Origin of the sequence: Hyphomonas sp. BRH_c22 (assembly GCF_000961795.1) — a bacterium.
Taxonomy (GTDB): Bacteria; Pseudomonadota; Alphaproteobacteria; order Caulobacterales; family Hyphomonadaceae; genus Hyphomonas.
Map to the genome: position 1 here is coordinate 1 of NZ_LADU01000076.1, position 26,016 is coordinate 26,016.

At 57.6% G+C, this 26,016-nt stretch carries 20 protein-coding genes and 1 pseudogene; 19 read left to right on the forward strand and 2 right to left on the reverse strand.

Annotation, left to right across the window (positions count from 1 at the left end; translation table 11 throughout):
• From VR74_RS10060 to VR74_RS10095, 8 genes are all read left to right on the forward strand, one after another.
• On the forward strand, positions 1 to 354 hold a 354-nt coding region (locus VR74_RS10060), incomplete at its 5' end, for a hypothetical protein (RefSeq protein WP_045696409.1).
• Positions 351 to 2,369 (forward strand): ParB/RepB/Spo0J family partition protein, encoded by a 2,019-nt coding sequence (locus VR74_RS10065; protein ID WP_299950092.1) that lies wholly within the window; start codon positions 351 to 353, stop codon positions 2,367 to 2,369. The genes VR74_RS10060 and VR74_RS10065, both read left to right, overlap by 4 nt.
• Positions 2,370 to 2,826: 457 nt before the next feature.
• A complete protein-coding gene (locus VR74_RS10070; RefSeq protein WP_045696438.1) occupies positions 2,827 to 3,150 on the forward strand; it encodes a DUF736 domain-containing protein in 324 nt (107 codons plus the stop codon).
• Positions 3,151 to 3,394: 244 nt separating this feature from the next.
• On the forward strand, positions 3,395 to 3,610 hold the full coding sequence (locus tag VR74_RS10075) for a helix-turn-helix domain-containing protein (protein ID WP_045696411.1): 216 nt from the start codon (positions 3,395 to 3,397) through the stop codon (positions 3,608 to 3,610).
• Between the two features lie 81 nt (positions 3,611 to 3,691).
• A complete protein-coding gene (locus tag VR74_RS10080; protein ID WP_299950094.1) occupies positions 3,692 to 4,432 on the forward strand; it encodes a S26 family signal peptidase in 741 nt (246 codons plus the stop codon).
• Positions 4,429 to 6,327: a DUF3363 domain-containing protein gene (locus VR74_RS10085; RefSeq protein ID WP_045696413.1), complete on the forward strand. Its 1,899-nt coding sequence runs from the start codon at positions 4,429 to 4,431 to the stop codon at positions 6,325 to 6,327. Before VR74_RS10080 ends, VR74_RS10085 begins: the two co-directional genes overlap by 4 nt.
• A gap of 323 nt (positions 6,328 to 6,650) precedes the next feature.
• Positions 6,651 to 7,850, forward strand: a complete 1,200-nt coding sequence (locus VR74_RS10090) for an AAA family ATPase (protein WP_045696442.1) — start codon at positions 6,651 to 6,653, stop codon at positions 7,848 to 7,850.
• Complete coding sequence (locus tag VR74_RS10095) at positions 7,843 to 10,386, forward strand: S8 family peptidase (RefSeq protein WP_045696414.1); 2,544 nt, start codon at positions 7,843 to 7,845, stop codon at positions 10,384 to 10,386. The genes VR74_RS10090 and VR74_RS10095 overlap by 8 nt, the downstream gene beginning before the upstream one ends.
• A 163-nt stretch (positions 10,387 to 10,549) precedes the next feature.
• Here the strand turns inward: VR74_RS10095 and VR74_RS10100 are convergent.
• Positions 10,550 to 11,652 (reverse strand): IS3 family transposase gene (locus VR74_RS10100; RefSeq protein ID WP_155839853.1). Its coding sequence is split into 2 segments (ribosomal slippage): positions 10,550 to 11,391 and positions 11,391 to 11,652, totalling 1,104 coding nucleotides; the frame shifts between segments, so codons are not numbered across the junction.
• Positions 11,653 to 11,921: 269 nt separating this feature from the next.
• On the opposite strand from VR74_RS10100, the gene VR74_RS20835 reads away from it, so the two are divergent.
• Complete coding sequence (locus VR74_RS20835; protein ID WP_299950098.1) at positions 11,922 to 12,620, forward strand: P-loop NTPase fold protein; 699 nt, start codon at positions 11,922 to 11,924, stop codon at positions 12,618 to 12,620.
• On the opposite strand, the gene VR74_RS10110 is transcribed toward VR74_RS20835, so the two are convergent.
• The gene (locus VR74_RS10110) at positions 12,527 to 13,726 is read right to left on the reverse strand and encodes an IS256 family transposase (RefSeq protein ID WP_045696422.1); all 1,200 of its coding nucleotides are present in this window, start codon (positions 13,724 to 13,726) and stop codon (positions 12,527 to 12,529) included. The genes VR74_RS20835 and VR74_RS10110 overlap by 94 nt on opposite strands.
• A 232-nt stretch (positions 13,727 to 13,958) precedes the next feature.
• Here VR74_RS10110 and VR74_RS20840 point away from each other — a divergent pair, with 232 nt between their 5' ends.
• The 10 genes and pseudogenes from VR74_RS20840 to trbL form a co-directional block, all read left to right on the forward strand.
• Complete coding sequence (locus tag VR74_RS20840) at positions 13,959 to 16,790, forward strand: P-loop NTPase fold protein (protein WP_366462431.1); 2,832 nt, start codon at positions 13,959 to 13,961, stop codon at positions 16,788 to 16,790.
• 484 nt (positions 16,791 to 17,274) lie between these two features.
• Positions 17,275 to 17,662 (forward strand): annotated as a pseudogene (locus VR74_RS10120) (nuclear transport factor 2 family protein).
• Between the two features lie 197 nt (positions 17,663 to 17,859).
• Positions 17,860 to 19,923 carry an IncP-type conjugal transfer protein TraG gene (traG, locus tag VR74_RS10125; RefSeq protein ID WP_299950102.1) on the forward strand — a complete coding sequence of 688 codons (2,064 nt, stop codon included), beginning with the start codon at positions 17,860 to 17,862 and terminating at the stop codon, positions 19,921 to 19,923.
• Entirely contained in the window at positions 19,920 to 20,381 is a 462-nt protein-coding gene (locus VR74_RS10130; protein ID WP_045696426.1) for a hypothetical protein, read from the forward strand. Before traG ends, VR74_RS10130 begins: the two co-directional genes overlap by 4 nt.
• Complete coding sequence (trbB, locus tag VR74_RS10135; protein ID WP_299950104.1) at positions 20,374 to 21,399, forward strand: P-type conjugative transfer ATPase TrbB; 1,026 nt, start codon at positions 20,374 to 20,376, stop codon at positions 21,397 to 21,399. Before VR74_RS10130 ends, trbB begins: the two co-directional genes overlap by 8 nt.
• A gap of 8 nt (positions 21,400 to 21,407) precedes the next feature.
• Positions 21,408 to 21,707 carry a TrbC/VirB2 family protein gene (locus tag VR74_RS10140; RefSeq protein WP_045696428.1) on the forward strand — a complete coding sequence of 100 codons (300 nt, stop codon included), beginning with the start codon at positions 21,408 to 21,410 and terminating at the stop codon, positions 21,705 to 21,707.
• Positions 21,707 to 21,979 (forward strand): VirB3 family type IV secretion system protein, encoded by a 273-nt coding sequence (locus VR74_RS10145; protein ID WP_299950106.1) that lies wholly within the window; start codon positions 21,707 to 21,709, stop codon positions 21,977 to 21,979. Before VR74_RS10140 ends, VR74_RS10145 begins: the two co-directional genes overlap by 1 nt.
• Entirely contained in the window at positions 21,973 to 24,402 is a 2,430-nt protein-coding gene (gene trbE, locus VR74_RS10150) for a conjugal transfer protein TrbE (protein WP_045696430.1), read from the forward strand. Before VR74_RS10145 ends, trbE begins: the two co-directional genes overlap by 7 nt.
• Complete coding sequence (gene trbJ / locus VR74_RS10155; RefSeq protein ID WP_045696432.1) at positions 24,387 to 25,112, forward strand: P-type conjugative transfer protein TrbJ; 726 nt, start codon at positions 24,387 to 24,389, stop codon at positions 25,110 to 25,112. Before trbE ends, trbJ begins: the two co-directional genes overlap by 16 nt.
• 4 nt (positions 25,113 to 25,116) lie before the next feature.
• On the forward strand, positions 25,117 to 26,016 hold a 900-nt coding region (gene trbL, locus VR74_RS10160), incomplete at its 3' end, for a P-type conjugative transfer protein TrbL (RefSeq protein WP_045696433.1).

Sequence of the window (26,016 nt, forward strand, 5' to 3'; positions counted from 1 at the left end):
CGCCAGGACGGATTCTGGCCATCGCTCTATATCAATGATCCGGGCTTCATCGGACCCGGAAACAATTTCCGGGAGCGGCTGGAGAAAGCACAGGCCGAGGCCGAAGCCGTCATGGACGCGTGGCGCAAGGATGAATGGTTCTATTGCGGGATCATGCTCGCCATTGAATGCGAAGGCGTGGAACTGGACGAGAATGCCGCCAGCCTCTGGGGTATAGAGGCCAACTATCCGGGATCGGACAACGCCTATCTGAGTGAAGTCGCGGGCGAATTGCTCCCGGACGCCTTGGCAGCGGGCCGCGCAGCCCTGACGCGGCTGATGGCGTCTGCGCCTGCACAGGCGTCACGCGGATGAGCGCACTGGAGCATATTCTCGGTCCACGCCCGCGCCTGACACTCGTCGTGGAGGCGTCCCGCGTCGTCGAAATCTGGGTCGATGGCCGCGCGCCGCTGATTACCCTGAATGACTATGACTGGGGCGAAACCGACAGGCACGCGGTGCGCGACGAAGAAGGTTTCCCCTTCACCCCGATCAACTGGAAAGGCCCGGCTTGGGCGCTTGGTCTTTCGCTTTACCCGCCAGCACAGGAGGACAATCCCATGGCACAGCCCGTACTGAAAACGATCCCCATCGAGCAACTCCATATCAGCAAGCTCAACATGCGGCATGGACGCAAGGCGCCTGACGTTTCAGACATCCTGCCGTCGATCCGGGAGAAGGGTATCCGCCAGACGCTTCTTGTCCGCCCCGAAGGTGATGGCTATGGCGTTGTCGCCGGGCGGCGGCGCTTCCATGCCCTGCAAGTCATTGCAGCGGAGACCGGCAAGTCGATCGCGGTCCCGTGCGCGATCATGGAAGCAGACGACGACGCAGCCGCCGTCGAAGCCTCGCTCATCGAGAATGTCGCCCGCCTGCCCGCCACGGAAATGGAGCAGTACAACGCGTTCGGGAAACTGGCCCAGACAGGCCGGACGGTGGATGAGATTGCCGGGCATTTCGGAGTCACGGACCTGAAAGTCCGGCGCATTCTCGCGCTCGCCAATCTCTCCGGCCCGATCCGTTCGCTCTATGCGAAGGACGAGATCGACCCGGAGACGATCCGCGCCCTCACCCTCGCCACCAAGGACCAGCAGGCAGACTGGCTTGCCCTGTTCAGGAGCGAAACGGAGCGCGCGCCGATGGGCCGCGCCTGCAAGGCATGGATCACGGGCGGGGCCACGATCACCACCGACAAGGCACTGTTTGATCTGGCCACCTATGAAGGCAAAGTGGCGGCTGACCTCTTCGGTGAGATAGGTGTGTTCGCCGATGCCGACGCGTTCTGGAAAGCCCAATCGGCAGCACTTGCGGCGAGAATCGAGACCTATATCGCCGCCGGATGGTGCGACGTGCAGGTTCTCGAACGCGGCAAGTATTTTGCCAGCTGGGAGCATGTGAAGCGCCCGCGCACCAAGGGCGGCAAGGTCATTGTCGAAGTCCGGCATGATGGCACGGTGACCTTCCATGAGGGCTACATCACCCAAGCCGAAGCCCGCAAACTTGAGACGCGCGCAAGACCGGACAGCGATGAGAAAGCTGCCGATACCAAGCCTGAAATGTCAGGACCGCTCGCACAATATATCGGCCTTCACCGCCATGGCGCGGCGCGCGCCACATTACTGGGTCACCCTGGAATCGCTCTCCGGCTGATGATCGCTCACGCCATGGTCGGGTCCTCCCTATGGACCGTCAGGCGGCACGACTTCCTCGCCCGAAAGGAAGACATTCAGGCGAGCGTGGATGGCTCCCGCGCCACAGCCGAGATGAACGCGGCCGGAGATCATGTCCGCAGCCTGTTCGAAGCCCATGGGCTGGCATCCCTGCGTGCGAATGGCGATGACTATCACCTCAGCGAAGTCTTTGCAGCGCTGCTCGGAATGGACGACACAGAGGCCCTGAGCGTCCTCGCCCTTGTGATGGCTGACACTCTGGAAGCGGGCGGTGCAATCGTTGAAGCCGTCGCTGTCGCGACCGAGACAGACATGGCCGCCTACTGGAAGCCGACACCTGTCTTCCTTGACCTCGTCCGCGACAAGCGCGCCATCAATGCCATGGTCGCAGACATCGCATCACCCTCCACGGCGAAAGCGGCCCTAACCGACACGGGCAAAGCCCAGAAGGACCTGATCTGGAACCGGATCGCAGGCGAAGGGTGCGAGGCCAATCCGGGCTGGCGTCCCGGCTGGATGCAGGTGCCGCCGAGACGCCTTGTCGAGGCTGCGGGGTCGCCGCCAGCAGATGCATGGGCCCGGATCGCCCGCCTGTTCACGTCAGATGAAGAGGAAGTTTCACCCGAAGACCAGCCTGCCGCAGCTCAGGACGCCGCCTGACAGTTTGCGGTCTCCCTTGTTCGTGAAAGCGGAAGCCGTCCGGCAGTATGCCGGGCGGCTTTTCCTCATGCTTCTACCGGATGGCAGTGGACGCGCGCGGGGCAGATCATGGCACGTGCGCCCTTATAATATGCGCCCGTCTGTGGGGTTCCTCTGGCCTCCGGGTACGATTGCCAAAGCGGCCTGTTCCGCCCTTCCGCTTGCCCCGAAAGACACAATGTTCCCGTCTATTGCCGTGTGACCTGGACGACGCAAAACGCTCCTGAAACCGGTCAGTCCCACGAATTTCCCCGCCGCTTTGCGGCTCCTCGCGAGACAAATTCGCTTGGCCTTTCCGGTGCTCCGCTCTGCTGCGCCCTTGCAGGTTCAGGCCCGCCCCGCATCGCCCTTTCGGTCCGGCGTCGACGGGGACATGGTGTCCCTCGAAGACAGCCACGGAAACGAAAAGGAGACCCCCATGGCAAACGCACTCGGATATGTCAGCGAAACCAAATCCGGCTTCGAAGGCGCCCTCGCAATGATGAACCTCAGCGCCACTATCCGCATCGAAAAGAACGCGGAAAAAGCCGAAGAAGCCCAGCCGGACTACCGTATCTTCGCCGGCGAGACCTCGACCGAAATCGGCGGTGGTTGGATGCGCAAGGCCAAATCGTCCGGCCGCGAATACGTCTCCCTGACCCTCGCAGATCCGCAAATCGGCCCGCGCCGCATCTACGCAAACCTCGCACCGGTCAAGGGCAAGAAAGGCCGCCACGTAATCCTCTGGAATCCAAGGGACTAGGGTCCACGCGTATCGCCAAACTGGCCGCTCCGGAGATCATTCCGGGGCGGCTTCTGGCATGTTTTTATCGCTCGATTGATGGGCATATATACCCTCCCGAAGGCATGCGCTCTGCGCATGGTTAAGCAGGGTATCGCCGCGAAGCCGAATATCTTCGTGACTCCCAATTAGAATCTTCTTTTGATTTCTCGAACCTGTTGAAGCCGCCACATTGATCTGTGTCCGGCAAGACGGGGCACGGGGAATGAACGAGGTAAAAGGACGTCCAAGTCCTTTCCTGACGACGAAAGAGGCGGCTGCCTATCTGCGCATCACGGTACGCACGATGGAGAACTGGCGCTGGTCGAACAATGGACCACAATACCGGAAACATGGCGGCACGGTCGTCTATCATGTCGATGATCTGAATGCGTATTCGAAGGTGTGGAATTGCTCGCGAGGATCAAACAATGGCGGGTGAATTCGACACACGAAGGATCGATTTCATGACAATCTCGATCGAAATTCTGCCGCAGTTTTCGAACTATGGGTGGGGCAATTCATGAGGCTTCGCGCAGTATTTTGGAGCGGCATTTCTGTGATCGGAGTGGTATTGATTGGCGTTCCGGCGACCGGGGTTTTACCGCCGCTCCTGCTTTATAATCCGAGCCAAAGTGCTCCGCTTGGGTGGTACCGTGTTGAACCTATGGAGGTTATTTCGCGGGGTGATCTGGTTGTTTCGAACCTGCCGGAAACGGCGTCCAAACTCGCGATCCAGAGGCGCTATCTTGCGTCGGGCATCCCCGTCATCAAGACCGTCCGGGCGCTCGAAGGGGATATGGTTTGTGCGGTCGACGGTGTCTTATTCATCAACGGCACACCAACTGTTCGCTTGCTATCCGCTGATAACAGGGGACGCGCCCTGCCGTCTCCCTGGACGGCCTGCAGGCAGCTTCAGCCAAATGAGATGCTGCTCCTTTCTGATCGTACACCGGACTCCTTTGACGGGCGGTATTTCGGGCCCGTTCGGGAGAGCGACATTATCGGTAGTGCCGTGTGGATGGGGGATGTTCTGGAGCAGCATAGCGAGGCGTTCAGTGAGGAATTCGAGGGAAGATCGGAATGCAAGATAAAACCTCATGGAGCCAATCAGGGGCCAGTCCCTTGTCTGCACATCGATTTTTATGGTTCCACAGACAGGCACGCAGCTCTGTGGTCTGATGGAGACCTCAATAACGACAACAGATTAGCATGGTTCCATGCCCTTAATCTGGCCTGTTTCCCACCGGATGAGCCAGAATGAGTACGCCGCCGGACAATCCCTTCACCCCCAGACCTGGCAGGATTCGCTCCACCGGATCAGGGGGGCGGGCAAAGACCTACTTGACGCGGATGACGAAGGCGCTGTCTTCGGCTGGCGGTGTTCGCCGGACCGCCCTGCCCGCCCGGCCGCGTCTCGGTCCACGAGACGGCCAGAGGCGCGTGATCGTCAAGGCGCGCATTGTGCGCATGTCGGCTTCGAGCGTGGCAGCACTTGCCGCGCATATCGGATACATCCGAAGAGACGCCGCGCTTGAGGAGAAGGATCGCGGGAAGCTTTTTGACGCCATGAGCGAGGATGCAAACGCGTCCGATCTGGTCAAATCCATCACCGATGACCGGCATCATTTCCGGTTCATCGTCTCGCCCGAAGACGGCGCCGAAATGGCGGACCTCAAACCCTTCGTTCGTGACCTGGTTTCGCAGATGGAAACTGACCTTGGTACGCGGCTCGAATGGGTGGGCGCGGTGCACCATGATACGGGTCGGCCGCATGCGCATCTGGTCATCCGGGGACGGCGCGAGGATGGCTCTGATCTTGTCATGCCGCGGACGTATATTTCGCATGGGATCCGGGAACGCGCCGAGGACCTGGTGACACTTGAGCTTGGCCCGGAAACCCGGCTCGAGCAGGAGCGCAAACTTCAGTCGGATATCGCTGCCGAACGCGTCACAAAGATCGACCACTTCATCGCGCGGCAAGTCAGCCCCGAACACGAGTTCCGATTGAAGGATAGTCCCTCACAGTATCGTACTTTGCATGCTGCACGTTTGAGAACGCTGGAGCGGCTCGGACTTGCGCAGAAGCTCGGTGCGGGACGCTGGCAGATGCGGGAGAATTTCCGCGAGGTTCTGCGGGGGCTTGCCGAGCGCCACGACATCATCAAGACGATGAACCGCGCGCTCGCCGGGCGCAGCGACCGACGTTTCGATACCGATGTGATTTTTGACAAGTCTGATCCGGACGGTCGGAGCGTGACGGGTGCTGTCTTGCAGACGGGTCTGACGGGTGAAGCGCATGATCGCGCCTATGCGGTCATCGACGGTCTGGATGGACGCGCGGTGTTTGTGGAGCTGGGTGCCGCGGGAGAAGTCGAGGAAGTGAAACGCGGGGCGATCGTCACCGTATCTCCGCCGAACCTTGAACCGAAGCCATCTGACATCACGATCGAGCGGATCGCGCGAGCGAATGGCGGCACATATTCTGCCAGCCTCCACCAGGCCGATAATCCGCGATCCAGTCCGGAATTTGTTGAGGCCCACGTGCGAAGGCTGGAAGCATTGCGGCGCTCCGGTCATGTCGAGCGGACCGCCGATGCGGACTGGAAAATTCCGCCGGACTATCTGGACCGCGCGAGAGCGTATGAGCGGGTACAAGCGCGGTTCCGGGCGGCGCAGGTGTTGGTTCGCTCGGAGCTGGGCCTGAGAGAGCAGGAAACGGCGCTGGGTGTGACTTGGTTGGACGAGGCCCCTGCCCCTTCAGGCGTGCCGCGCGGATACGGGAAAGACGTGGCTGAGGCGAAGATGAAGAGGCGGGCCTTCTTGGCGGGGATTGGACTAAAGGCTGAGGCTGGCATTGGCTTGTCTGCGACACAGAAAACAGAGCTGCTGAAGCGCGATCTTGCGCAGGCGGGAAGAATATTAAGCAAAGAGATCGGTAAGCCGTATTCGCCGGCACCGGAGCGAGGTCATGTCGACGGGACTTACCGCGAGCCAGTGACGCGGGTGAGCGGTAAGTTTGCGGTCATTGAGCGTCAGCGGGATTTTACGATTGTGCCGTGGCGGCAGGTGCTGGAACAGCGGCGCGGGATGGCGGTGTCGGGTGTTGTGCGCGGGGGGCGGATTTCGTGGGCGTTGGGGCGTGGGATTGGAGACTAATATTGGAAGGGGGGGCAGATGCAGCCTTGCGCCACCGAGTGGTGCCCCGCCCAGACGATACGGCAATACAACATATCACCCGTTAGATGACCGCTGAATTCTACATCATACCGCGTGGCCCGCAAAAGCGACATGCTGGAGCATGCCACCCGCTCACTGCTCATGAACGTCATCACCAACGGGCCCGACACAGTTTGGATTGGGACACGGCTATAACAGGAAACACACCGATCGAGAAAATTAATGCATCATTAAGCAAAATATTGCATCTTTTTGATTGTATAATGCATCGAAATACATCATCCTCGCATCAGGAGAACATGATGGAGCACTTCACAATAATCCATGCCCTATGTCGCTCGGCTCTCGCGAGCCCGACACCGGCATTGCGCAAGCAGGTCGAGCGACTGCGGGACGAATTAGCTGCTGACGGCAATACAAGGGAGGCAGCTCGCCTCGCTCAATTGCTGTCGCGCGTGGATAAGACGGTTGAAATCCTGCCCACTAAAGTTTCTCGCTCGTTTTCTGCCGGAGCCGGCGAGCCGATGACACGCTCTGTCAAACCTCCGGTCGATCGCGAGACGTCAGCAGCTCTAGCAGAGATCATCTTTGCAGAGGACATTACGAATTGCGCCCCTATTTTCTCTGAGCATATCCAATTGGCGATAGATACAACTATCGAAGAGTGGGCGCACTGGAAGGAACTGCAGGCCGTTGATATTCAGCCTGCCCAGACTTGTCTTTTATATGGAGCACCTGGAACCGGCAAAACGGAACTCGCGAAGTCGTTCGCGAAGACGCTAGGCCTGCCAATAGTCGTCGCCCGCATTGATGGGCTGATATCCTCTTTCCTTGGAACGACGGCTCGAAACATCGGCAACCTCTTCACATTCGCAAACCGGTACCAATGCGTTCTGCTTCTGGACGAATTTGATTCCATTGCGAAACTGAGAGATGACCCTCAGGAAGTGGGTGAGATCAAGCGCGTCGTGAACGCTCTCCTTCAAAATCTAGACATTCGAGGTAATCGCGGACTTACGGTTGGAATAACCAATCATCCCAATTTGCTAGACCCTGCTATTTGGCGGCGGTTTGAAATTCAATTGGAGGTACCTTCTCCATCTTTCGAAGTCCGAAAGCGTATTGCAAGCAGATTTATTACTCCGCTCGCAGTTCCCGATTCTCATCTTAGACTCATTGCGTGGTTCACCGAAGGAGCAACTGGAGCCGAAATTGAAACGCTGGTTCGCACGTACAAGAAATCTATTGCGCTCAGCGCAGGTGAACCGATCCCCTTAATTGAAATGCTTCAGCGTTTCGCGACTCTCAACAGTGCACGTATAAGCGGTGAAAGACGTGAACTGCTCTTCTCGGGCACCCCACAGATGCTGAAGGCCCTCAAGACTGAAAGTACCCTGCGCCTTTCCAACGACGAATTGGGGGAAATGGTTGGTCGAGACAAATCAACGATCAGTCGCCAATTACAGAAGTTGGACACAGGAGACGAATTAGAAATTGTCTAGGCCGATCCAAATCATCCTCAATGACAGAGATTTTCAGACTGATCGAGACCGCGGCGGAGGAGGCCCGTCGACTGATTTCTATTGGAACAACGATGCAGGATTCAAAAGGCACAAGAGCATATTACGCGCACAGATTAACTCTATATCTGATTCGATTTCGCGCCAGGATGCCGGTTCAGTTGGAATAGTCAAAGTTGAGCTGCGCCGTCGAGCTTTGGCCAAAGGCCATCGGCCCATCCAGAAACTGTTTACACCCACTCTGTGCCCAACAATCGGGGGACAGGATTTAGGGACTATTCTAGTCAAGGCAAGACCAGCAGCTCTGCGAACGATTGCTTCGCTGGTAAACGATGCCGAAGACATCGGACAAAGTAAGTTTGACGAAGAAAAGCAAAAAGTCATCCCTGCTCCCTCACGCCTTCGCAGTGAAGTTGGAGCGATCGAAAAAGTTTCCCTATATTCGAGCACTGATCGACGTAAGTTCGACGTTGAAACTGCTGTAATCTGGCTGGCGGACAAACGAACAGGCGGAAGCTACATCGTAGAACTCTTTGAGTATCCTCCAGCCCGCCCATTGTGGGATAGTTTGCCACGAGATGAACAGCAACTTTATCAATCTTTTGTCTCTGGATTATCAATGCCACAGTTCAGCGGATTGGTGGCGAGCCGACTAGATTCAGCCAGACCTCGAGCATCCAACGTTGGCATTCGGCTTTCCAACCAAGATGCCGGCCCAACGCTCGCCTTTCTTTCATCCGTATCGCAGTCGAGAACAGCCCGGGCAGCTGGTGATATTAGCCAAGATATATCAAAACATGCGATGTTATTGAAGTTCTTGGACAACCATCCGCTGGTGCGGTCAATTGCGCTCCCACCTATAGTTCGTCGTACAGACACACCATCAGTTCATGGTCCTATCCGAAGACAGGGACTTTCTCAAACTCAGCTTTTCTTCATGCCCGAAAGAATAATCGGCCAAAAATACCCAAGAATCGGAATCGTTGACGGGGGGGTCGCGGATTGCCTCAGTGACTGGGTCTTGGATCGCTGGGATACATTGGCCGACGAAGACACAGACGTAGAACACGGCACATTTATTGGCGGCATTGTCATTGCGGGTAAATCTGCGAATTCGAACACGATCTGCGTCGAGGACGATGGCGCAGAAATCGTCGACATACGCGTTCTGCCAAGCGAGCATGTCGCTGATGCATTCCAAACCTACTATCCAAACGGCGCATTGGAGTTCTTCGACGAAATCGAAATGGCTGTGGCAGACGCCAAAGCAAAACACGGGGTGCGGATTTTCAATCTGAGCCTGAACGTAGAAAATCCGGTTGCACTAGACTCTTACAGCCTCATTGCAGAAAAGATCGATCAGGTATCCGAAGACAATGATGTTCTGTTCGTAATCTCGGCAGGGAATGCAGATGATCCTGACACTCGCCCTGAATGGAATATCGATCGCGAAATCGCCCTCGCCGATCTAGCAACTTCTAGAAACGACGGGATTTGGGTTCCCGCCGAGTCCGTCCGGTCGGTTACGGTCGCCGCGGTTAACCCACCACATTTAACTAACGTCGTAGCGGGCGCGCCCGCAAGATACTCAAGAAGAGGTCCAGGAATAAGAGCCGCAGTGAAGCCTGACGTTGCGCAAGTAGGTGGATCAGGAACGTCGTGCCCGATCAACGGGCTGGGCTTACGATCTCTCCTACCAGACGGCTCCCTGACGACGGGATGCGGTACAAGTTACGCAGCGCCGCAAGTCGCTAAGACGTTAGCACTGCTTGACCACCAGATTGAAGGAGATGTCTCCCGTGAAACACTTGTGGCTTTGCTTCTTCATAGTGCCCAACTTCCGCAAATTCTCAATCACAAATCACTTGCAACAGTAGCTCGCGACCTTGTTGGATTTGGCATCCCGGCTGATTCTCATACCATTCTGGAAGGCCAAGAAAACCAAATCACATTAGTGTTCGCAAGCCGCCTTATGCGTGAGCAACAAGTCGTGTTTGATTTCACGTGGCCGGCTTCACTGGTAGGGCCTAGCGGAAAGTGTCGCGGAGATGCGGCCTTAACATTAGTTTCCACACCCCCGTTAGACCGCCGGTACGGCGCGGAATTTGTTCGAGTTGATTTATCTGCGAGCCTCCAGCAAGAACAAATTACCTCAGATGGAACCGTCAGCTGGAAGGGACAAATGGAACCTATCTATCTACCAGGAAAAACTGATGATGACCCGATGTTTGAGGCAAAGCAAATTGAACACGTTCTAAAATGGAGTCCCGTAAAGGCTTGGAAGCTCCACATACCCAAGGGTAGAGGCAAGTCATCAAGTTGGCGGATGAAGATCAATTACCTAACACGTGCGGGCGAAGCCTTTCCCGACGAAGGGGTTCCATTTACTGCAGTCCTTACACTGAGCGATAAGAAGGGCGACGCCCCGATATTCGACGAAATGCGACAATCACTCCTTTCCCGAAATGTAAAAGTGGAAGATATTCGCACCGCGGCAAGAATCGCAACACGTACTTAATCCGATACCGACTTGCTCGCATTTAATTATCAAGAATCTCACGTCAGAGCGGAAATCGCAGTTGGACTGCTCCCCAACGTGCCCTCATTCGGGGCTGGAGTTTTTCGCTCTTTACTCTGAGACCCATGTCTGGACCACTGCCGGTTAGAGTTTTCCGGCCTTTTCACGATGGCGGACTGGTTACGCCTGCGTGATTGATCAGTGCGGCCGGGGGTTTGTTTCCGATCGCGCTATGAGGTCTTACCGTATTGTAGTCTCCACGCCAACACTCCAGCTTTTCGCGCGCATCTGACAGGCTCATGAACCAGTTTGCAGACAGGCATTCGGCACGTAATCGACCATTGAACGCTTCTATAAACGCGTTATCCGTCGGCTTTCCCGGCCTTGAGAAGTCCAGTGTGACGCCGTTCGCGTAGGCCCAAAGGTCGAGATCGCGAGAGATGAACTCCGAGCCCTGGTCCACGCGGATCATCTTTGGATAACCAGTCTGAGCGCAGATCCGCTCCATCGTCTGAACGACATCTTCGCCGCGATAGCTGTATCTCGCGTCGATGGCAGGAACATACTTGGACCATGTGTCGACGACCGTCAGGATGCGGAACTTACGACCGGTCGCGAGCTGGTCATGAACAAAATCCATCGCCCAGACTTCCAGTGGCGATACAGCCTCTTTTCGGTCCCGGATGAGCTTGGCCCTGACCTTTCGCTTCGGGTGTTTGTTTCTCAGTTGCAGGCCCAATTCGTTGTAAAGTCTTCGAACTTTCTTCTGGTTCACAAACCATCCCTCCCGTCTCAGCATGACGTGGACGCGCCTGTATCCGTACCGCACGCGTGTCTCGCAGATATCCTTGATGCGCTCTTTCAACGCGGCCTGATCGGGTCGCCGAGAGCGGTAGTGGAAGGTGGACGTGTCGAGCAGCAGGTTGCTGCAGGCCCTCCGGATCGACATGCCCCATTCCTGAACCGCCTCTTTGACAAGCTCCCGCTTGCGACCAGGCCTTACGTCTTTCGTTTCAGGACGTCCTGCAGCATCTCCTTGTCGAGGGACAAGTCGGCGACAATCCGCTTCAGACGTGCATTCTCGTCTTCCAGCTCTTTCAGCCGCCGCATCTCCGACGGCATCAGACCGCCATAGCGCTTCTTCCAGTTGAAGTAGGTCGCCTGGCTGATCCCCGCCTTTCGACAGATCTCTGCCACCGGAATCCCGGCTTCACCCTGCTTGATGATGAACGCCTTTTGCGCGTCCGTGAACTTCGATGCTCGCATCGTGTCGTCTCCGCCCAGCCTGGGTCAAGAATACCGGAAACTCTAACCGAAAACGATCCAGTTTATTGGGAGCAGAGCATCTTCTGGACCGGGGCGGGCTGGTTTCACTCTATGGCTGACAGGCTCCAGGCTGCATTTCTGATTCATATCCCGATTCAGCGTTCACCATTCTTGGGGATGTTTTGCAACAATGGGTTGAGCCCGCCACCGAACTGGAACATAACGGCAACAATTAGGCTGACAATTTGCAAGCAGGGCAAACATAAGTGATGAAAAGCGATCAAGATCAAGAGGTGGCTTCAAACCTGCCGGAGGCGATCATTCTGCATGACTCTCCTGCAGAGGAAGATGGCTTTGAAGGCAATGGGCATCGTCGGTCTGCAACTGCTCTGGCGGCCGCAGTCAAACAAATGGCCAATCGCGATGGTGCGATCGGATTGGAAGGAAAATGGGGCGCCGGCAAGTCAACTGTCATCAGATTCGCGGAAACAGAACTGGAAGCGTCCAATACGAAGGGACTAACGCACCACCTTATGTGCTATGATTTATGGGCACACCAATCGGACGTGTTCAAACGATCATTTCTTGAAGAACTATTGCAGTGGGCCAGTGCTCGGCGAAAGAATAATAGCAGTAAGACTCTGTTGTCGAAACAAGATGTGTCGGATTTTCAGGATCGGATACGAGACCGCGTAAAGACTGTCCGGTACGATGTTGAACGAAGGTTCTCCCTGACGGGTGCGGTACTCTTACTTTTGGCACCAATGTTTCCTGTTATCGTGACGTGGCTAAGTCCGATTGCGTTTTCTGCGGCGGTGAATGCGAAAGTTCCACGGGACTGTCCTAAATTTTGTGCTCGTGGCCTTTTTCATTATCAGACCACGAACCTGTCACCGAAGATGACAGCGAACTGGGTCTTTGCCTCGAACCATTCACGCGGGGCCCGTTTCCATTCCTGGGCAGCGTGATTGAGGACTAAGTATAGCAGCTTCATGGCCGCCTCGTCACTCGGGAAGTGACCGCGCGTGCGAACAGCGCGCCGGAGCTTTGAGTTCAGTGCCTCGATCGCATTGGTCGTATAAATGATCCGGCGGATCGGCTCACTGAAGGCAAAGAACGGGATCACCTGTTCCCAATGGCGTCGCCAGCTTTGCGCAATGGCAGGGTATTTCTGCCCCCAGGGCCCTTCTTCGAAGGCTTCCAGGGCGACCAGGCCTGCCTCTGCATTTGTGGCGCGATACACACCCCGCAGGGACTGGGCGATGGCCTTGCGGTCTTTCCAGGATGCAAAGCCCATCGAGTTCCTGATCAGGTGAACGATGCAGGTTTGCACGACAGTTTGCGGAAAGACTGCATTGATGGCCTCGGGGAAGCCCTTCAGCCCGTCGACGACGGCAATCAGGATATCGCCGACACCCCGATTTTTCAGCTCGTTCATGACCCTGAGCCAGAACTTTGCCCCCTCGGTCTGCTCGATCCAGATGCCGAGGATTTCCTTGGTTCCGTCCGGCAGGATACCGAGCGCGATGTAAACCGCCTTGCTGCGCACAAAGCCTTCATCCCGGATCTTGACCCGGATCGCGTCGAAAAAGACCAGGGGATAGCAGGCATCGAGCGGGCGGTTCTGCCATTCGGCGACAGCCTCCAGAACCGCATCGGTGATCGTCGAGATCAGGTCGGCAGAGACGTCGATCCCGTATAGTTCCTCCAGATGGCCCCGGATCTCGCGCACGCTCATGCCGCGCGCGTACATTGAGATGATCTTCTCGTCGAAATCAGGAAACCGGCGCTGATACCGGGCGATCAGCTTCGGATCGAAGGTGCCCGACCGGTCGCGCGGAATGTCCAGGGTCACCTTCGAAGTGCCCGTCAAAACCGTCTTCTTCGATACGCCATTGCGCCGGTTGACCCGCCCCTCAGAGCGCTCCTCGCCAAGATGCTCGTCCAGCTCCGCGTTCAGAATGCGCTCCGACAGCGCCTTCTTCAGATCATCCAGGAGACCATCCTTTGAAAAAATCTCCTCAGGATCACGTCCTGAAAGCAGCTGGTCCAGGAGTTCTTTCTCGATTGCCATGTGATGCGTCCTTTCTTTCCATCACTATGACCCCGGCACAAAATTTCTGACACTCCCAGTTCCACCTGTCGGCTGGAAGGTTGCGGCATACATTTCGATTGCGATTTACGGACTACTTATTCTGCGGTTCGTCATTGCAAAACTCTTCCAGCAAAAGACCTGGGGGCAAGCCGCTTCTTCGACTATCTCCATATTCAGGAATCAGGTTGAAGATCGTACTGAAAAGCAGAACATACGCGAAGAGGATCCTTCCTCACTCGAGTTTCAGAAAATTTTCCGCGACATCCTTGAGAAGGCTCAGTCCAAAGACAACCGTATCGTTATTGTATTTGACAATATTGATCGACTACCTGCGGAAAGGATTGTTGGTATATGGGCTGAACTGCGATCAGTTTTTGCCATTTCGAGCCCATATGGATGCAAGCAGGAAACGTCAGTGACGGCCATTGTGCCCTACGACGCAGATTTGGTCGCTCAGGCCACAACAAAATTTGCTCCTGTTACATTCTCGGAAAATGCTGACGGACTGGTGTCACATCAACCAGATATCGAACATCGAAGTGCGCCAGCAGCAGAACTAATCGCGAAGACATTTGATATAACTATCGGAGTTTCACCGCCCGTCTCAACGGATTGGGAAGGATTTTTCTACTCCAAGCTCAATGAGCTATTTGGCGGTGAAGAACAGACCAAGCGGTCAGTGTCGGCCTCAGCGCGATACAAGCTATTTGCACTTTTCGACGAACAATGCCGTGGGTCAAATAAGTATCCCACGCCTCGCCAAATTATCTCATTCATAAATTCCATTGGTACATTATGGAACCAATGGAAAGGTGCGATACCCATTGAGAGCCTTGCGCTTTACAGCTTGTTTCGCACAGGAATTGAGAGCAATCCTCAATCACTCATTCGGCCAGATTCCATCCCGAGCTCCTATGTCCGGATTGTCGACCAAACAGACTGGCAAAAACATCTTTCTGCTCTTGTTTTCAATGTAGATCTCGACAAGGCAGCACAGGTATTACTCGGCCCGAGCATCCGAAAAGCATTGGAAATTGCTGACGTCGGGCAACTCGATGAATATGCAAAGACAGCCATTTTCAACAATGCGGTCGTATCTCAAGTCCGGTCCATTTCAGGTTCCTGGAGTCGGGACAATGTTGACCGGTTAGCAAATGTCGCAACTGCGCTTCGTTCGCTCAATCAAGAATCTGAAGCCATAAGGCTTTGCTGGCGAGAACTGCGCATTTCGTTGGAAGACCTCAGACAAGCGGAGCCGGGTAAATTCGATAGCTATCAAGGGTTGGCACACTTCATTGGGGAGCCCTCGAACGACAATCCCAAGGAGACCGCTCGTCTTCTTACCAAGTGGAGCACGTCCAACTTTCCGAGCGGCGATGATTTGAAGCAGCAACATGGCACAGAATGGTTTGAACTCTTTGACGTGTTTGTCGAAGAACTGAATACACGCCTCACGAAAGCTGAATTACAGGAATTTGTTGCTGCAGTCGAGTTCCCCAAACCGCCAAAACAAATGACTGAGTTCATGCTGGGAGTGCTGCTTGGGACGGCAGACTCGGAACTTATCGAATTCAGTGACTTCAAAGCCGACGTGGATCAGCCGGGTTTGGACAAGGGAGCAGTGAATCTATCTGTCAAACTCCCCGGAGCCATTACTCGAATTGTTTCTGCGAAATCGCCCGCCATAACGATTGATGCCACGAAACAGATTGGAGAAGCAATTGCGCAAGAGCTCCGCACCAAGCCCGATCCTTCACTGTATCTCGAGCGCTACGCGGAACTACTCCTCGCACTTAGGGATAAATATCCTGAGACGGACGGCTTAATCGGATCGCTTTGTGACGATGGAACATTGGCATGGCATCGCCATCAGGCTGAGCAGAAAGGAAAAAGCAAGACTGCGGCGCTCTACCATTTCTTAATGACGCTAACTCGTACCTCTGAACAAATTAGGAGTAACAGACCCAACCCCCACGAGATGGGTGATCTTGCCGCAGCATGGGCATCGCTTGATAAAGCAAGCGGAGAGCTCGCTACAGATGAAGAATACATAGGCTGTATTTCTAAACGTGTAGTCACCACCGGACTGATAACACGCTGGGCAGAAGAAACTTCACGCGAAGGAAATTCCGGCATATACACGAAGACCTTTTTGACCGCCTTGATGTCGGACGATGCCGTCACCTTTGACATTGAAAAAATCGTACAGCTTTACCCTTCCCTTGCCGACATTCTATCTGACAACGACCGCAAAAAACTCCTATCGCGTCTGGCGGATTCAGCTGGGGAAATCATCGATCAGCATAGGGATGTAAAAATACTTCTCATTCCTGTTTCGCTGCTTCACGATGCCAAAGATTTTGAAGTGGGTGGGTGGAATCCGATATCCGAAGAAATCCGAAAGTATTTTTCCAATCTGGACGAATCGTCATGGAAAAATGTGCTGAACAATGATGAAGTTGCCTTGGGTCATTTAGCCTTCCAAGTGCAAGAAAACGGGTTCGATATTCCCGTTTCGTCACTTCGCCCGGCATTGCTGTCATTTTTGACAGGTGTACTTGAAGGGGAAGTGAGCGTCAAAGTCTCAGAAAAGCTTTTCAGTCACGTTCCGATGGAGATCGCCCCTGCATCGAGACAAAGAGTCAGAGACGATTTCGTCACCTCATTGGAGGAGTGCGTCGTCACCTCGCAAGGAGCCCAAGATTTTTTCCGCATCTTCCATGATTTTGCGATGACGTTGGATTTCTCCAAATCTACTGACCGGCTATTCGAAAAGCTGGTTCTTCCCCTTATTGAGAGCAGATCGGATTCCGCCCGAGGATTTCTGCAAGCGCAGGCAAAGGACCTTTCGAAAGCCCTTAGCAAGTCGTCGTCACAGACCAAGGACCAAGTAGTAAACGCTATCTCCGCTCTCGAAGATTCCGGCGAAATGATGGCTGTCGATTGGGCGGCAAAACTTAGAACTCAGTTTCAACTTCCTGCACCGAAGTCACCGCCTACAGACCCCATTTCAGCTGATTCCGAAGACGAAGCTAAGCCATAAGCAAAGCCGACGACCAGAACATCCGATCTTCCAAGTCATGCCCCTCTTGCTAGGGAAGCGTTCGGTCTGGGTGCCTTTGCGACACGCGCGGAGATCGTGAATGTGTTGCGATGTGGCGGTCGATAAGCGTCCGCCTATTTAAGCGGACACATAGTTCTGACAAATCAGATCGAACCAGTGGAGTCTCGCCGAGTCTCGGTCTATGCCCGAGGCAACGACATTTGGGCGCCGCTGGATGAGAGTGAAAATCGGTTATGTTGCTCACAATTGTCGACTGACCGCTTTGCAGACGAAGCAAACTCAGAGAAGTCGATTGAAGCTCTGCCGCTCGCATGCCAGGCATGGGCAAGCGTTTCAAATCTAGTCTTTCGATTATTCTCGCTCATCATTGATTGACGGGAGCGCACGCTAGTCGTCCAGTGAGAGAAACCCGCTCTAGAGGCGGGTTTCTCTGTTCTGTCTCCGGGGCTGCAAGGGGACGAACATGTCCGATCATGAACTGAAGACGATGATCAAAGCCGCAGATAAGGCCATCACCGCAGATGGACTTCGATAGCTTGATGGAATTCTATGCCGAAGATGCGACGTTGGTCGTAAAGCCAGGAATGAACGCAACCGACAAAGATCAGATGCGAACAGCTTTTGAGGCCATTGCGGAGCACCTCAAAAATCAACTGAAGGTCAGGCAGGGACGGATTGAGGTGATCGAAGGTGCAGATACTGCGCTGGTCATCATGGAAACGCTTCTTGATGTCGAAGGACAAGACAAACCTATCGTTCGGAGGGCGACCTATGTTTTCCGCAGATCGGCTGAGAGCTGCTGGCTCTCTGTGGTAGATAATTCCTACGGCACATCCATACTTGATGCATGAGCACCTGGGTTAAAAAGCGAGGTGGAGTAATGTAACGGCAGCTACTCGATGTTGGAATGGAAGATAATTCCGCCGGCGGATTCTTCCCGGAACTTCCCGCTCGCCACTTGGCTGTTCCCAAACCTTCAGAATACCCCACATATTTCCCCCAATTTCCTCTCTGGAGACTGAGGGGCTGATTGGTCAGGTTCTGTGTCATGAAACATGGCACGAACCTCTTCTGGCAGATCCTCCTCGTCTTGGCTGTTGTCCTCACGGCACTGTGGTGCGCGACGGAGTGGACGGCCTGGTCGCTCCGCTGGTCGCCGCGGCTGGGTGAGCCGCTCTTCGTCATTCTGGACATGCCGGTCTATGTGCCGTGGGCCTTTTTCGGCTGGTGGTACTCGTTCGATGCTTATGCGCCGGATGTATTTGACCGGGGCGGGCTGATTGCCGGGTCTGGAGGGGTTGCTGCGATCGTGATTGCGGTGACCGGGTCGATCCTTCGCGCACGCTGGGATAAGCGAGTCTCGACGTTTGGCTCTGCGCGCTGGGCGGAAGGCAAGGATTTGCGCAAGTCCGGCCTGCTGAAGCCTGCAGGCGTGTTCCTGGGTCAGGCATCAGGATCCTACCTCCGCCATGACGGCCCCGACCATGTTATGGCGTTTGCCCCGACGCGGTCCGGCAAGGGCGTCGGGCTTGTCGTGCCCACCCTGCTCTCCTGGCCGCATTCTGTGCTGGTGCACGACATAAAAGGTGAGAACTGGCAGCTGACATCCGGCTGGCGGTCTGAGTTCTCCCACTGTTTGCGGTTCGACCCGACCGACGTGGCCTCGGCTCATTTCAATCCCCTGATGGAAGTGCGGCGTGGTCCTTGCGAAGTGCGGGACGTCCAGAACATTGCCGATATCCTCGTGGACCCGCAGGGCAAGCTCGGCGATCTCGGGCACTGGGTCGACAAGGCCAACTCGCTGCTTGTTGGCGTCATCCTGCACGTCCTTTATGCCGAGCGGGAGAAGACGCTGGCGCGGGTAGCAAGCTTCCTCGCCGATCCCGACCGGACGTTCCGCACGACCTTGTCGATCATGCTTCGGACCAATCATCTCGGCACAGGCGAGGCGCCGCGCGTGCATCCCGTGGTCGCCGAGACGGCGCGCGAGCTGATGAACCAGTCCGAGAACGAACTCTCCGGCGTATTGTCGACGGCTTTGCGGTTCCTGTCGCTCTATCGCGACCCGGTTATTGCGGAAGTCACCTCGCGGAGCGATTTCCGGATCGAGGACCTTGTGTCCGGTGACCGGCCGCTGTCGCTCTACCTGGTCGTGCCGCCCTCTGACCTGTCCCGCACAAAACCGCTGATGCGCCTTATCCTGAACCAGGTGGGCCGGCGCCTGACCGAACATCTCGAAGTGCGCCCGTCGGTCTTGGCGCGTGGCAAGTCGCTTATCGCGAATATGCTCGGGGCATGCGGGCTCGTCTCGCCTGAGCTTGCTCTAGCCGAACCAAAATCCCGTCGGCGTGTCCTGTTCATGCTGGACGAGTTCCCTGCCCTTGGCCGGCTCGACTTCTTCGAGAGCGCGCTGGCCTACATGGCGGGTTATGGGCTGAAAGCCTTCCTGATCGCGCAGTCTCTGAACCAGATCGAGAAGGCCTATGGCCCCTCGAATGCGATCCTCGACAATTGCCATGTCAGGGTGGCGTTCGCGACGAATGACGAACGCACAGCCAAGCGGATTTCCGACGCGCTCGGGACAAAGACCGAACAGCGGGCCATGAAGAACTATGCCGGCCACCGGCTCGCGCCCTGGCTCTCGCACAAGATGGTCTCGCGTCAGGAGACCGCCCGCCAGCTGCTGACGCCCGGCGAAGTCATGCAGCTGCCCGCAGACCAGGAACTTGTCCTTGTCGCAGGCTCCCCGCCTGTGCGGGCGCTGAAGCTCCGCTATTACGAGGACCAGAACTTTACTGAACGTCTCAAAGACGCCCCTGCCTTCGCGGCCTGCATTCCGGACGTGCGGGGCAATGACTGGGGGTCCGAAGTTCGCGGGATCCATGAAGGCCTCATGCAGGCTGCCGAGCTTGAACCCGATACTGATGGCCTTGGACCTCAGAAGGCCCGCGATGCTGCTGAAGATCGGGCACGGCTCACGTCGCCTTCGAAACCTGGCAGGTCTCGGACACGGGCGCGCAATCCCCTGCAGGCCAGCCTCTTCGATGCGCTTGTGCAGGCCGACAGCCTCGAACAGGCGACTGGCATTGATCTGACGGGGAATGGCCAATGAAGCCCCGCATCCAGCCCTATATCTCGCCAGAGAATTTTCACTGGCTGAAGGCCATGGCGAAACGCCCGGGCCTGTCAGAAAGCACAATCATCGACGGGGCTGTTACGGCCTACCGAGCAGGCGAGTCCGACAATAAGCGCGAAGCCGCGATCAATCGCCGGCTCGACCGGCTGACGCGCCAGTTCGGGCGGATCGAGCGGGACAATCTCGTCCTTGCCGAAACCCTTGCAACCTTCGTTCATTATTTCCTGACGGTGACCCCGCCGGTGCCTGCCAACCAGGTCGAGGCCGCGCGGGCCAAGGGCGACATGCGGTTTGACCTCTTCGTGCGGCAGGTCGCAGAAGCGCTCAGGTCAGGCCAACGCATTCTGCAGAACGCCGTCGAAGACGTGACGGCGGAAGCGGCGAGCCTTGAAACCCACCCTGAGCATTTGAATGGGGAGCCGGCCGATGCGTGAGGTTGAGAGTCTGACACGCACCCGCGCCATGCTGGTGACAGCGCTGGGAACCGAGATCGTGGCGGCGCTGGAGGATCCGTCCGTCGTCGAGATCATGATCAATCCCGATGGCAGGCTCTGGGTCGAACGGCATGGGTCTGGCCGGACCGAGTCCGGATCCGTTGTTTTACCTGCCGATACTGAACGCGTGATCCGGCTGGTTGCCAGCCATATGGGCCGCCGGGTCGATGCAGCCTCGCCCATCGTGTCGGCTGAGCTGCCTTTGGGCGGGGAACGGTTCGAAGGCGTTCTGCCGCCCGTATCGCCCGGGCCCTGTTTCTCGATCCGCAAGCCTGCCGGGCGGGTGATTGCTTTGGGTGAGTATGTCGCCTCCGGCGTCATGGCACCTCATCACGCCGAAGCCTTGCAGCAGGCCGTGCGGGACCGCGAGAACATTCTCGTGATCGGCGGCACAGGCTCCGGCAAGACAACACTCGCCAATGCCCTCCTTGCCGAAATCGCCCTGACCGGCGACCGGCTGGTCATCCTCGAAGACACGCGCGAACTTGTTTCGACGGCGCGCGATACGGTGCAACTGCGGACCCAGCCGGGATCGGTGACGCTCGCAGACCTTGTCCGCTCGACCCTGCGCCTGCGTCCCGACCGGATCATTATCGGCGAAGTCCGCGGCGCCGAGGCACTCGACATGCTGAAGGCCTGGAATACCGGCCATCCGGGCGGCATCGCCACCCTGCATGCAAACTCGGCCCATGGCGGCCTCTCCCGCCTCGAACAACTGATCGGCGAGACTTCGGCCCAAGTGCCGCACGATCTCATCGCCGAGACGATCGATTGCGTCGTCTACATCACGCGTCGGGCCGGTGCGCACCGGGTCGAAACGGTCGCGCGCATGAACGGGCTCGGGCGTCAGGGCTATGACCTGATCCCCGTCCAGCCGGACCTGCAGCTCGTCCTGCCGAGCCTGCCCTTTTCAGAACCCCTTCTCTCCACCGCTCCAGAAAGGACACCACCTCAATGAAAAGAGACATGATCAAGGGCATCAGCCTCACCCTGCTGGTCGCCACACTCGCCTTCCCCGCCCATGCTGCAGGCTCCGGCATGCCCTGGGAGGCCCCGCTGCAATCGATCCTCGACTCCATCGAGGGCCCGGTCGCCAAGATCCTCGCGACGATCGTCATCATCCTGACCGGTCTCGGTCTCGCCTTCGGCGAAAGCGGGGGCGGCATGCGGAAGCTGTTGCAGATCGTGTTCGGTCTTTCCATCGCCTTTGCCGCGACGAGCTTCTTCCTGTCCTTCTTCTCGTTCGGCGGCGGGGCAACGCTCTAATGGCTGACATGCGTCCCCTGCCGCTTGGTTATAGTGTGTCGGTCCATCGCTCGCTGACGGCGCCGATCCTGCTCGCAGGTGCGCCAAGGCTTGCGACCATCGTCAATGGCACGCTGGCGGCAGCCCTCGGCATCGGCCTGCAGCTCTGGGGCGTGGGGCTCATCTTCTGGACCGTGGCCCACGGTCTCTGCGTCTTCGCCGCAAGGCGTGATCCCCAATTTACCGACGTGCTGATCCGGCACATCCGCCACAGAGGCTATTACGCATGCTGAATCTTCGAGAATACCGTGCCCGTCCGGCCGCGCTCGCCGATCATCTCAAATGGGCCTGCCTCATCGCCCCCGGGATTGTCCTTAATAAGGATGGCAGCCTCCAGCGCACCCTCGCCTATCGCGGGCCTGACCTTGAAAGTTCCACTCCGGAAGAACTCGTCGCCATCACCGCACGGATGAACAATCTCCTCCGCCGGTTCGGCTCGGGTTGGGCGCTGCATATCGAAGCCGATCGCAGGCCGTCCGTCACCTATCCCGAAAGCACCTGGCGCGACCCGGCAGCCTGGCTGGTCGATGAGGAACGCCGGGCGGCCTTCGAGGAAGACGGACGGCATTTCGAAACGGATTGCTACCTGACGCTGACCTGGATGCCACCAGCGGACCGGACAGCCCGGATCGAGCAGCTCTTCATCGACGATCCGGCAGACGCACCCGCTGCGTTCTGGACCGAGCACCTTGCCCATTTCGAAACCGAAACGTCACGGGCGCGGGACATGATGGCGGACTTGATGCCGGAGGCGCGGTTCCTGGATGATGACGAGACACTGACTTATCTCCACGCCTGCATCTCGGTCACGCGTCAGACCGTGCGGGCACCGTCCCTACCGATGTGCCTCGATGCGCTCCTGGTCGATACACCGCTGACGGGCGGACTCTCGCCCCGTCTTGGCGAGGAGACGCTGAAAATCCTCACGATCAACGGGTTCCCGGCAGCCGGCGAGCCGGGGATCCTGTCAGAGCTCGACCAGCTTGGCTTTGCCTATCGATGGGTGACGCGGTTCCTGCCCCTCGACAAGCCTGCGGCCGAGAAGACGCTGGGTGCCTATATGCGCAACTGGTTTGCGAAGCGCCGGTCGCTCACCTCTTACGTCCGCGAAATCCTCACCAATGAGCCAGCCACGCTCCTCAACTCCGACGCCGACAACCAGGCCGCCGATGCTGACGAGGCCCTTCAGTCACTCGGCGCAGGTCATGTCGCGTTCGGATACTTCACGACGGCGATTGTTGTCCGGCATGCGGATACCGCGATTGCTGAAGACCAGATCCGCGCTGTTGAGCGCGTGATCCGGGGGCGCGGGTTCACCTGTGTCTCCGAAAGCGTCAACGCCGTTGAAGCCTGGCTCGGGACGCTGCCGGGCGAGGCCTACGCCAATGTCCGCCAACCCCTGCTCAATACGATCAATCTTGCCCACATGGCGCCGCTCTCGGCGCTTTGGGCCGGACCAGAGCGCAACGCACACCTAGACGGTCCTCCACTCCTGATTGCGCGCTCGGCCAGTGCGACACCGTTCCGACTGGTCACGCATCAGGGCGATGTCGGGCACATGATGGTCTTGGGACCGACCGGCGCCGGCAAGTCGGTGCTCCTGTCGCTCCTGGCCTTGCAGTTCCGCCGTTATGCCGGTGCGCAGGTATTCATCTTCGACAAGGGTGGCTCGGCGCGCTGCGCGACGCTCGCCCTTGGCGGCACTTGGTACGAGCTCGGTCTTGACGGCGACCTCGCCTTCCAGCCGCTGCGGGATGTGGGTAGCGAAACGGGGCTTGCTGCAGCGCAAGCCTGGGTGCTCGGACTGATTGATCAGGAAGGCGTCGCGGTGACGCCGGAGGTGAAGCAGGCCGTCTGGACGGCACTGCAAAACCTCGGGGCAGCCCCCGTCTCCCAGCGCACGCTGACCGGGCTGTCCGCCCTCATCCAGGTGCCGGAGCTCCGGCAGGCTCTCGAACCCTATTCGCTGGCCGGGCCCTATGGCGCCCTGCTCGACGCCGATGAGGATCGTTTGGCTTCAGGCGACATGCTCTGCTTCGAAATGGACGCGCTGATGCAGGACAAGCGTCTGGCAGCGCCGGTTCTGGCGCATCTGTTCACGAAGCTCGAGGCCCGGTTCGACGGGCGGCCGACAATGCTGATCCTCGACGAAGCCTGGCTCTTCCTCGACCATCCGATGTTCGCGTGGCGGCTGCGCGACTGGCTGAAGACACTTCGCAAGAAGAACGTGTCCGTCGTGTTCGCGACGCAGAGCCTGTCGGACATTTCGGCAAGCGCGATCGCGCCAAGCCTCATCGAAAGCGCGCCGACCCGGATCTTTCTCGCCAATGCGCGGGCGGAGGAGCCCTCGCAGCGGGCGGCGTATGAAGCGTTCGGGCTGAACGCCCGCCAGGTCGAACTGATCGCGCGAGCCACGCCGAAGCGGGACTATTATGTTCAATGTCCGGATGGGAACCGCCTGTTCGATCTCGACCTCGGCCCCGTCGCCCTCGCCTTCTGCGCGGCGGGCTCGAAGGCCGACCAGAAGCTGATCTCCGAAACTCTTGCTTCAGTTGGTCCGGAGGGCTTCGCGCCGGCCTGGCTGGACGCGCGCGGGATCCATTGGGCCGCAGACCTGATCGAAACAAGAGGAGAGATACCATGCGCCGCCGAATGATCGCCGTTCTTCTTGGGTCCGTTTCTGTATTCGGCTTGGCTGCGGGGCCAGCCCATGCCCTGTTCGGCGTCGGCGATGTCGTGATCGATCCGACGAACCTCGTCCAGAACATCGTGACCGCCACCAACACGCTCGAGCAGATCAATAACCAGATCCAGCAGCTCCAGCACGAAGCGCAGATGCTGGTGAACCAGGCCGAGGATCTGAAGCGGCTCGACTATGCATCGATCGAGCATTTGAAACGCCTGCTTGAGCGCATCGACACGCTGATGCGTGAAGCGGGCGAGGTGACCTATGAGGTCGAAAAATCCGAACGCCAGTATGAAGAGGCCTTTCCGGAATCCTATGAAGACCGCTCCAATGCGGAGATCGTGGTGGAGGCCACCGATCAGTGGCGGATCAGCCGCGATGCCTTCCGGGCGTCGATCCAGGTCCAGTCCGGGATCGTGACTTCGATTGTGGAGTCCCGCGAGACCCTGACGGATCTTGTCGGTGAGAGCCAGGCCGCGACCGGGAACCTGTCGGTCGCCCAGGCCGGCAACCAGCTCATTGCCCTCTCGGTCGAGCAACAGATGCAGATGCAGCAATTGATGGCGGCGCAATACCGGATGGTGGCGCTCGAAGAATCCCGCCGGGCGGCCATCGAGGAACAGGCCCGCATTCGTCACAAACGCTTCCGCGGCGACGGCGTCGCCTACAGGCGCGATTAGCGCCATGGAAGACCTCAGCGTCATCGACCAGTTTGTTGCGACCTTCTCGGCTTACATCGATAGCGGGTTCGGTCTCCTGCAGCCGGACGTAGCATTCCTGACAAGCGCCCTCATCGCGATTGACATCACGCTCGCCGGACTTTTCTGGGCAATGGGCCCCGATACCGACATTGTCGGCCGGTTCGTGAAGAAGGTCCTTTATGTCGGCGCCTTCGCGCTGATCCTCGGCAATTTCGCGCTCCTGTCGGACGTCGTGTTCATGAGCTTTGCGCAGCTCGGCCTCAATGCCACCGGCGGCACGATCACCGCTGACGATATCATGAAACCCGGCTTCGTCGCGGCGACGGGTTTCGATGCGGCGCTGCCCCTGCTTGACGAAATCGAAAAGCTCACAGGCCCGATCGCCTTCTTCCAGAACATTGTCATCATCGCGGTTCTGTTCCTCGCCTGGATCATCACGCTGCTGGCGTTCTTCTTCCTGGCGATCCAGCTCTTCATGACAATAATTGAGTTCAAGCTGACGACGCTGGCCGGGTTCGTGCTGATCCCGTTCGCGCTCTGGAACAAGACCTCGTTCCTCGCCGAAAAAGTGCTCGGTAACGTCATCGCGTCCGGCATCAAGCTCATGGTGCTGGCGATCATTGTCGGCATCGGCTCGACCATCTTCGGATCGATCACATCGACCTTCCAGCCGGATGAGGTGACGCTTGAACAGGCAGCTTCCGTCATCCTCGGATCGCTCTCCCTTCTCGCGCTCGGCCTGTTCGGGCCTGGGATCGCGACGGGCCTCGTCTCCGGCGCACCACAGCTTGGGGCTGGTGCCGCCATCGGCACAGCCGCCGGTGTCGCCGCCGGAACGGTCGCGGGCGGCACGCTCGCCAAGGCGGGGATTGGAGCGGCTGCG

What these genes read in the sequence shown, in the direction of transcription:
- trbB (WP_299950104.1), top strand. Translation starts at nt 20,374, where the DNA reads ATGCGTGAGGTTGAGAGTCTGACACGCACCCGCGCCATGCTGGTGACA.
- VR74_RS10090 (WP_045696442.1), top strand. Translation starts at nt 6,651, where the DNA reads ATGGAGCACTTCACAATAATCCATGCCCTATGTCGCTCGGCTCTCGCG.
- VR74_RS10110 (WP_045696422.1), bottom strand. Translation starts at nt 13,726, where the DNA reads ATGGCAATCGAGAAAGAACTCCTGGACCAGCTGCTTTCAGGACGTGAT.
- VR74_RS20835 (WP_299950098.1), top strand. Translation starts at nt 11,922, where the DNA reads ATGAAAAGCGATCAAGATCAAGAGGTGGCTTCAAACCTGCCGGAGGCG.
- VR74_RS10130 (WP_045696426.1), top strand. Translation starts at nt 19,920, where the DNA reads ATGAAGCCCCGCATCCAGCCCTATATCTCGCCAGAGAATTTTCACTGG.
- VR74_RS10085 (WP_045696413.1), top strand. Translation starts at nt 4,429, where the DNA reads ATGAGTACGCCGCCGGACAATCCCTTCACCCCCAGACCTGGCAGGATT.
- VR74_RS10075 (WP_045696411.1), top strand. Translation starts at nt 3,395, where the DNA reads ATGAACGAGGTAAAAGGACGTCCAAGTCCTTTCCTGACGACGAAAGAG.
- VR74_RS10070 (WP_045696438.1), top strand. Translation starts at nt 2,827, where the DNA reads ATGGCAAACGCACTCGGATATGTCAGCGAAACCAAATCCGGCTTCGAA.
- trbJ (WP_045696432.1), top strand. Translation starts at nt 24,387, where the DNA reads ATGCGCCGCCGAATGATCGCCGTTCTTCTTGGGTCCGTTTCTGTATTC.
- traG (WP_299950102.1), top strand. Translation starts at nt 17,860, where the DNA reads ATGAAACATGGCACGAACCTCTTCTGGCAGATCCTCCTCGTCTTGGCT.
- VR74_RS10140 (WP_045696428.1), top strand. Translation starts at nt 21,408, where the DNA reads ATGATCAAGGGCATCAGCCTCACCCTGCTGGTCGCCACACTCGCCTTC.
- trbE (WP_045696430.1), top strand. Translation starts at nt 21,973, where the DNA reads ATGCTGAATCTTCGAGAATACCGTGCCCGTCCGGCCGCGCTCGCCGAT.
- VR74_RS10065 (WP_299950092.1), top strand. Translation starts at nt 351, where the DNA reads ATGAGCGCACTGGAGCATATTCTCGGTCCACGCCCGCGCCTGACACTC.
- VR74_RS10080 (WP_299950094.1), top strand. Translation starts at nt 3,692, where the DNA reads ATGAGGCTTCGCGCAGTATTTTGGAGCGGCATTTCTGTGATCGGAGTG.
- VR74_RS10145 (WP_299950106.1), top strand. Translation starts at nt 21,707, where the DNA reads ATGGCTGACATGCGTCCCCTGCCGCTTGGTTATAGTGTGTCGGTCCAT.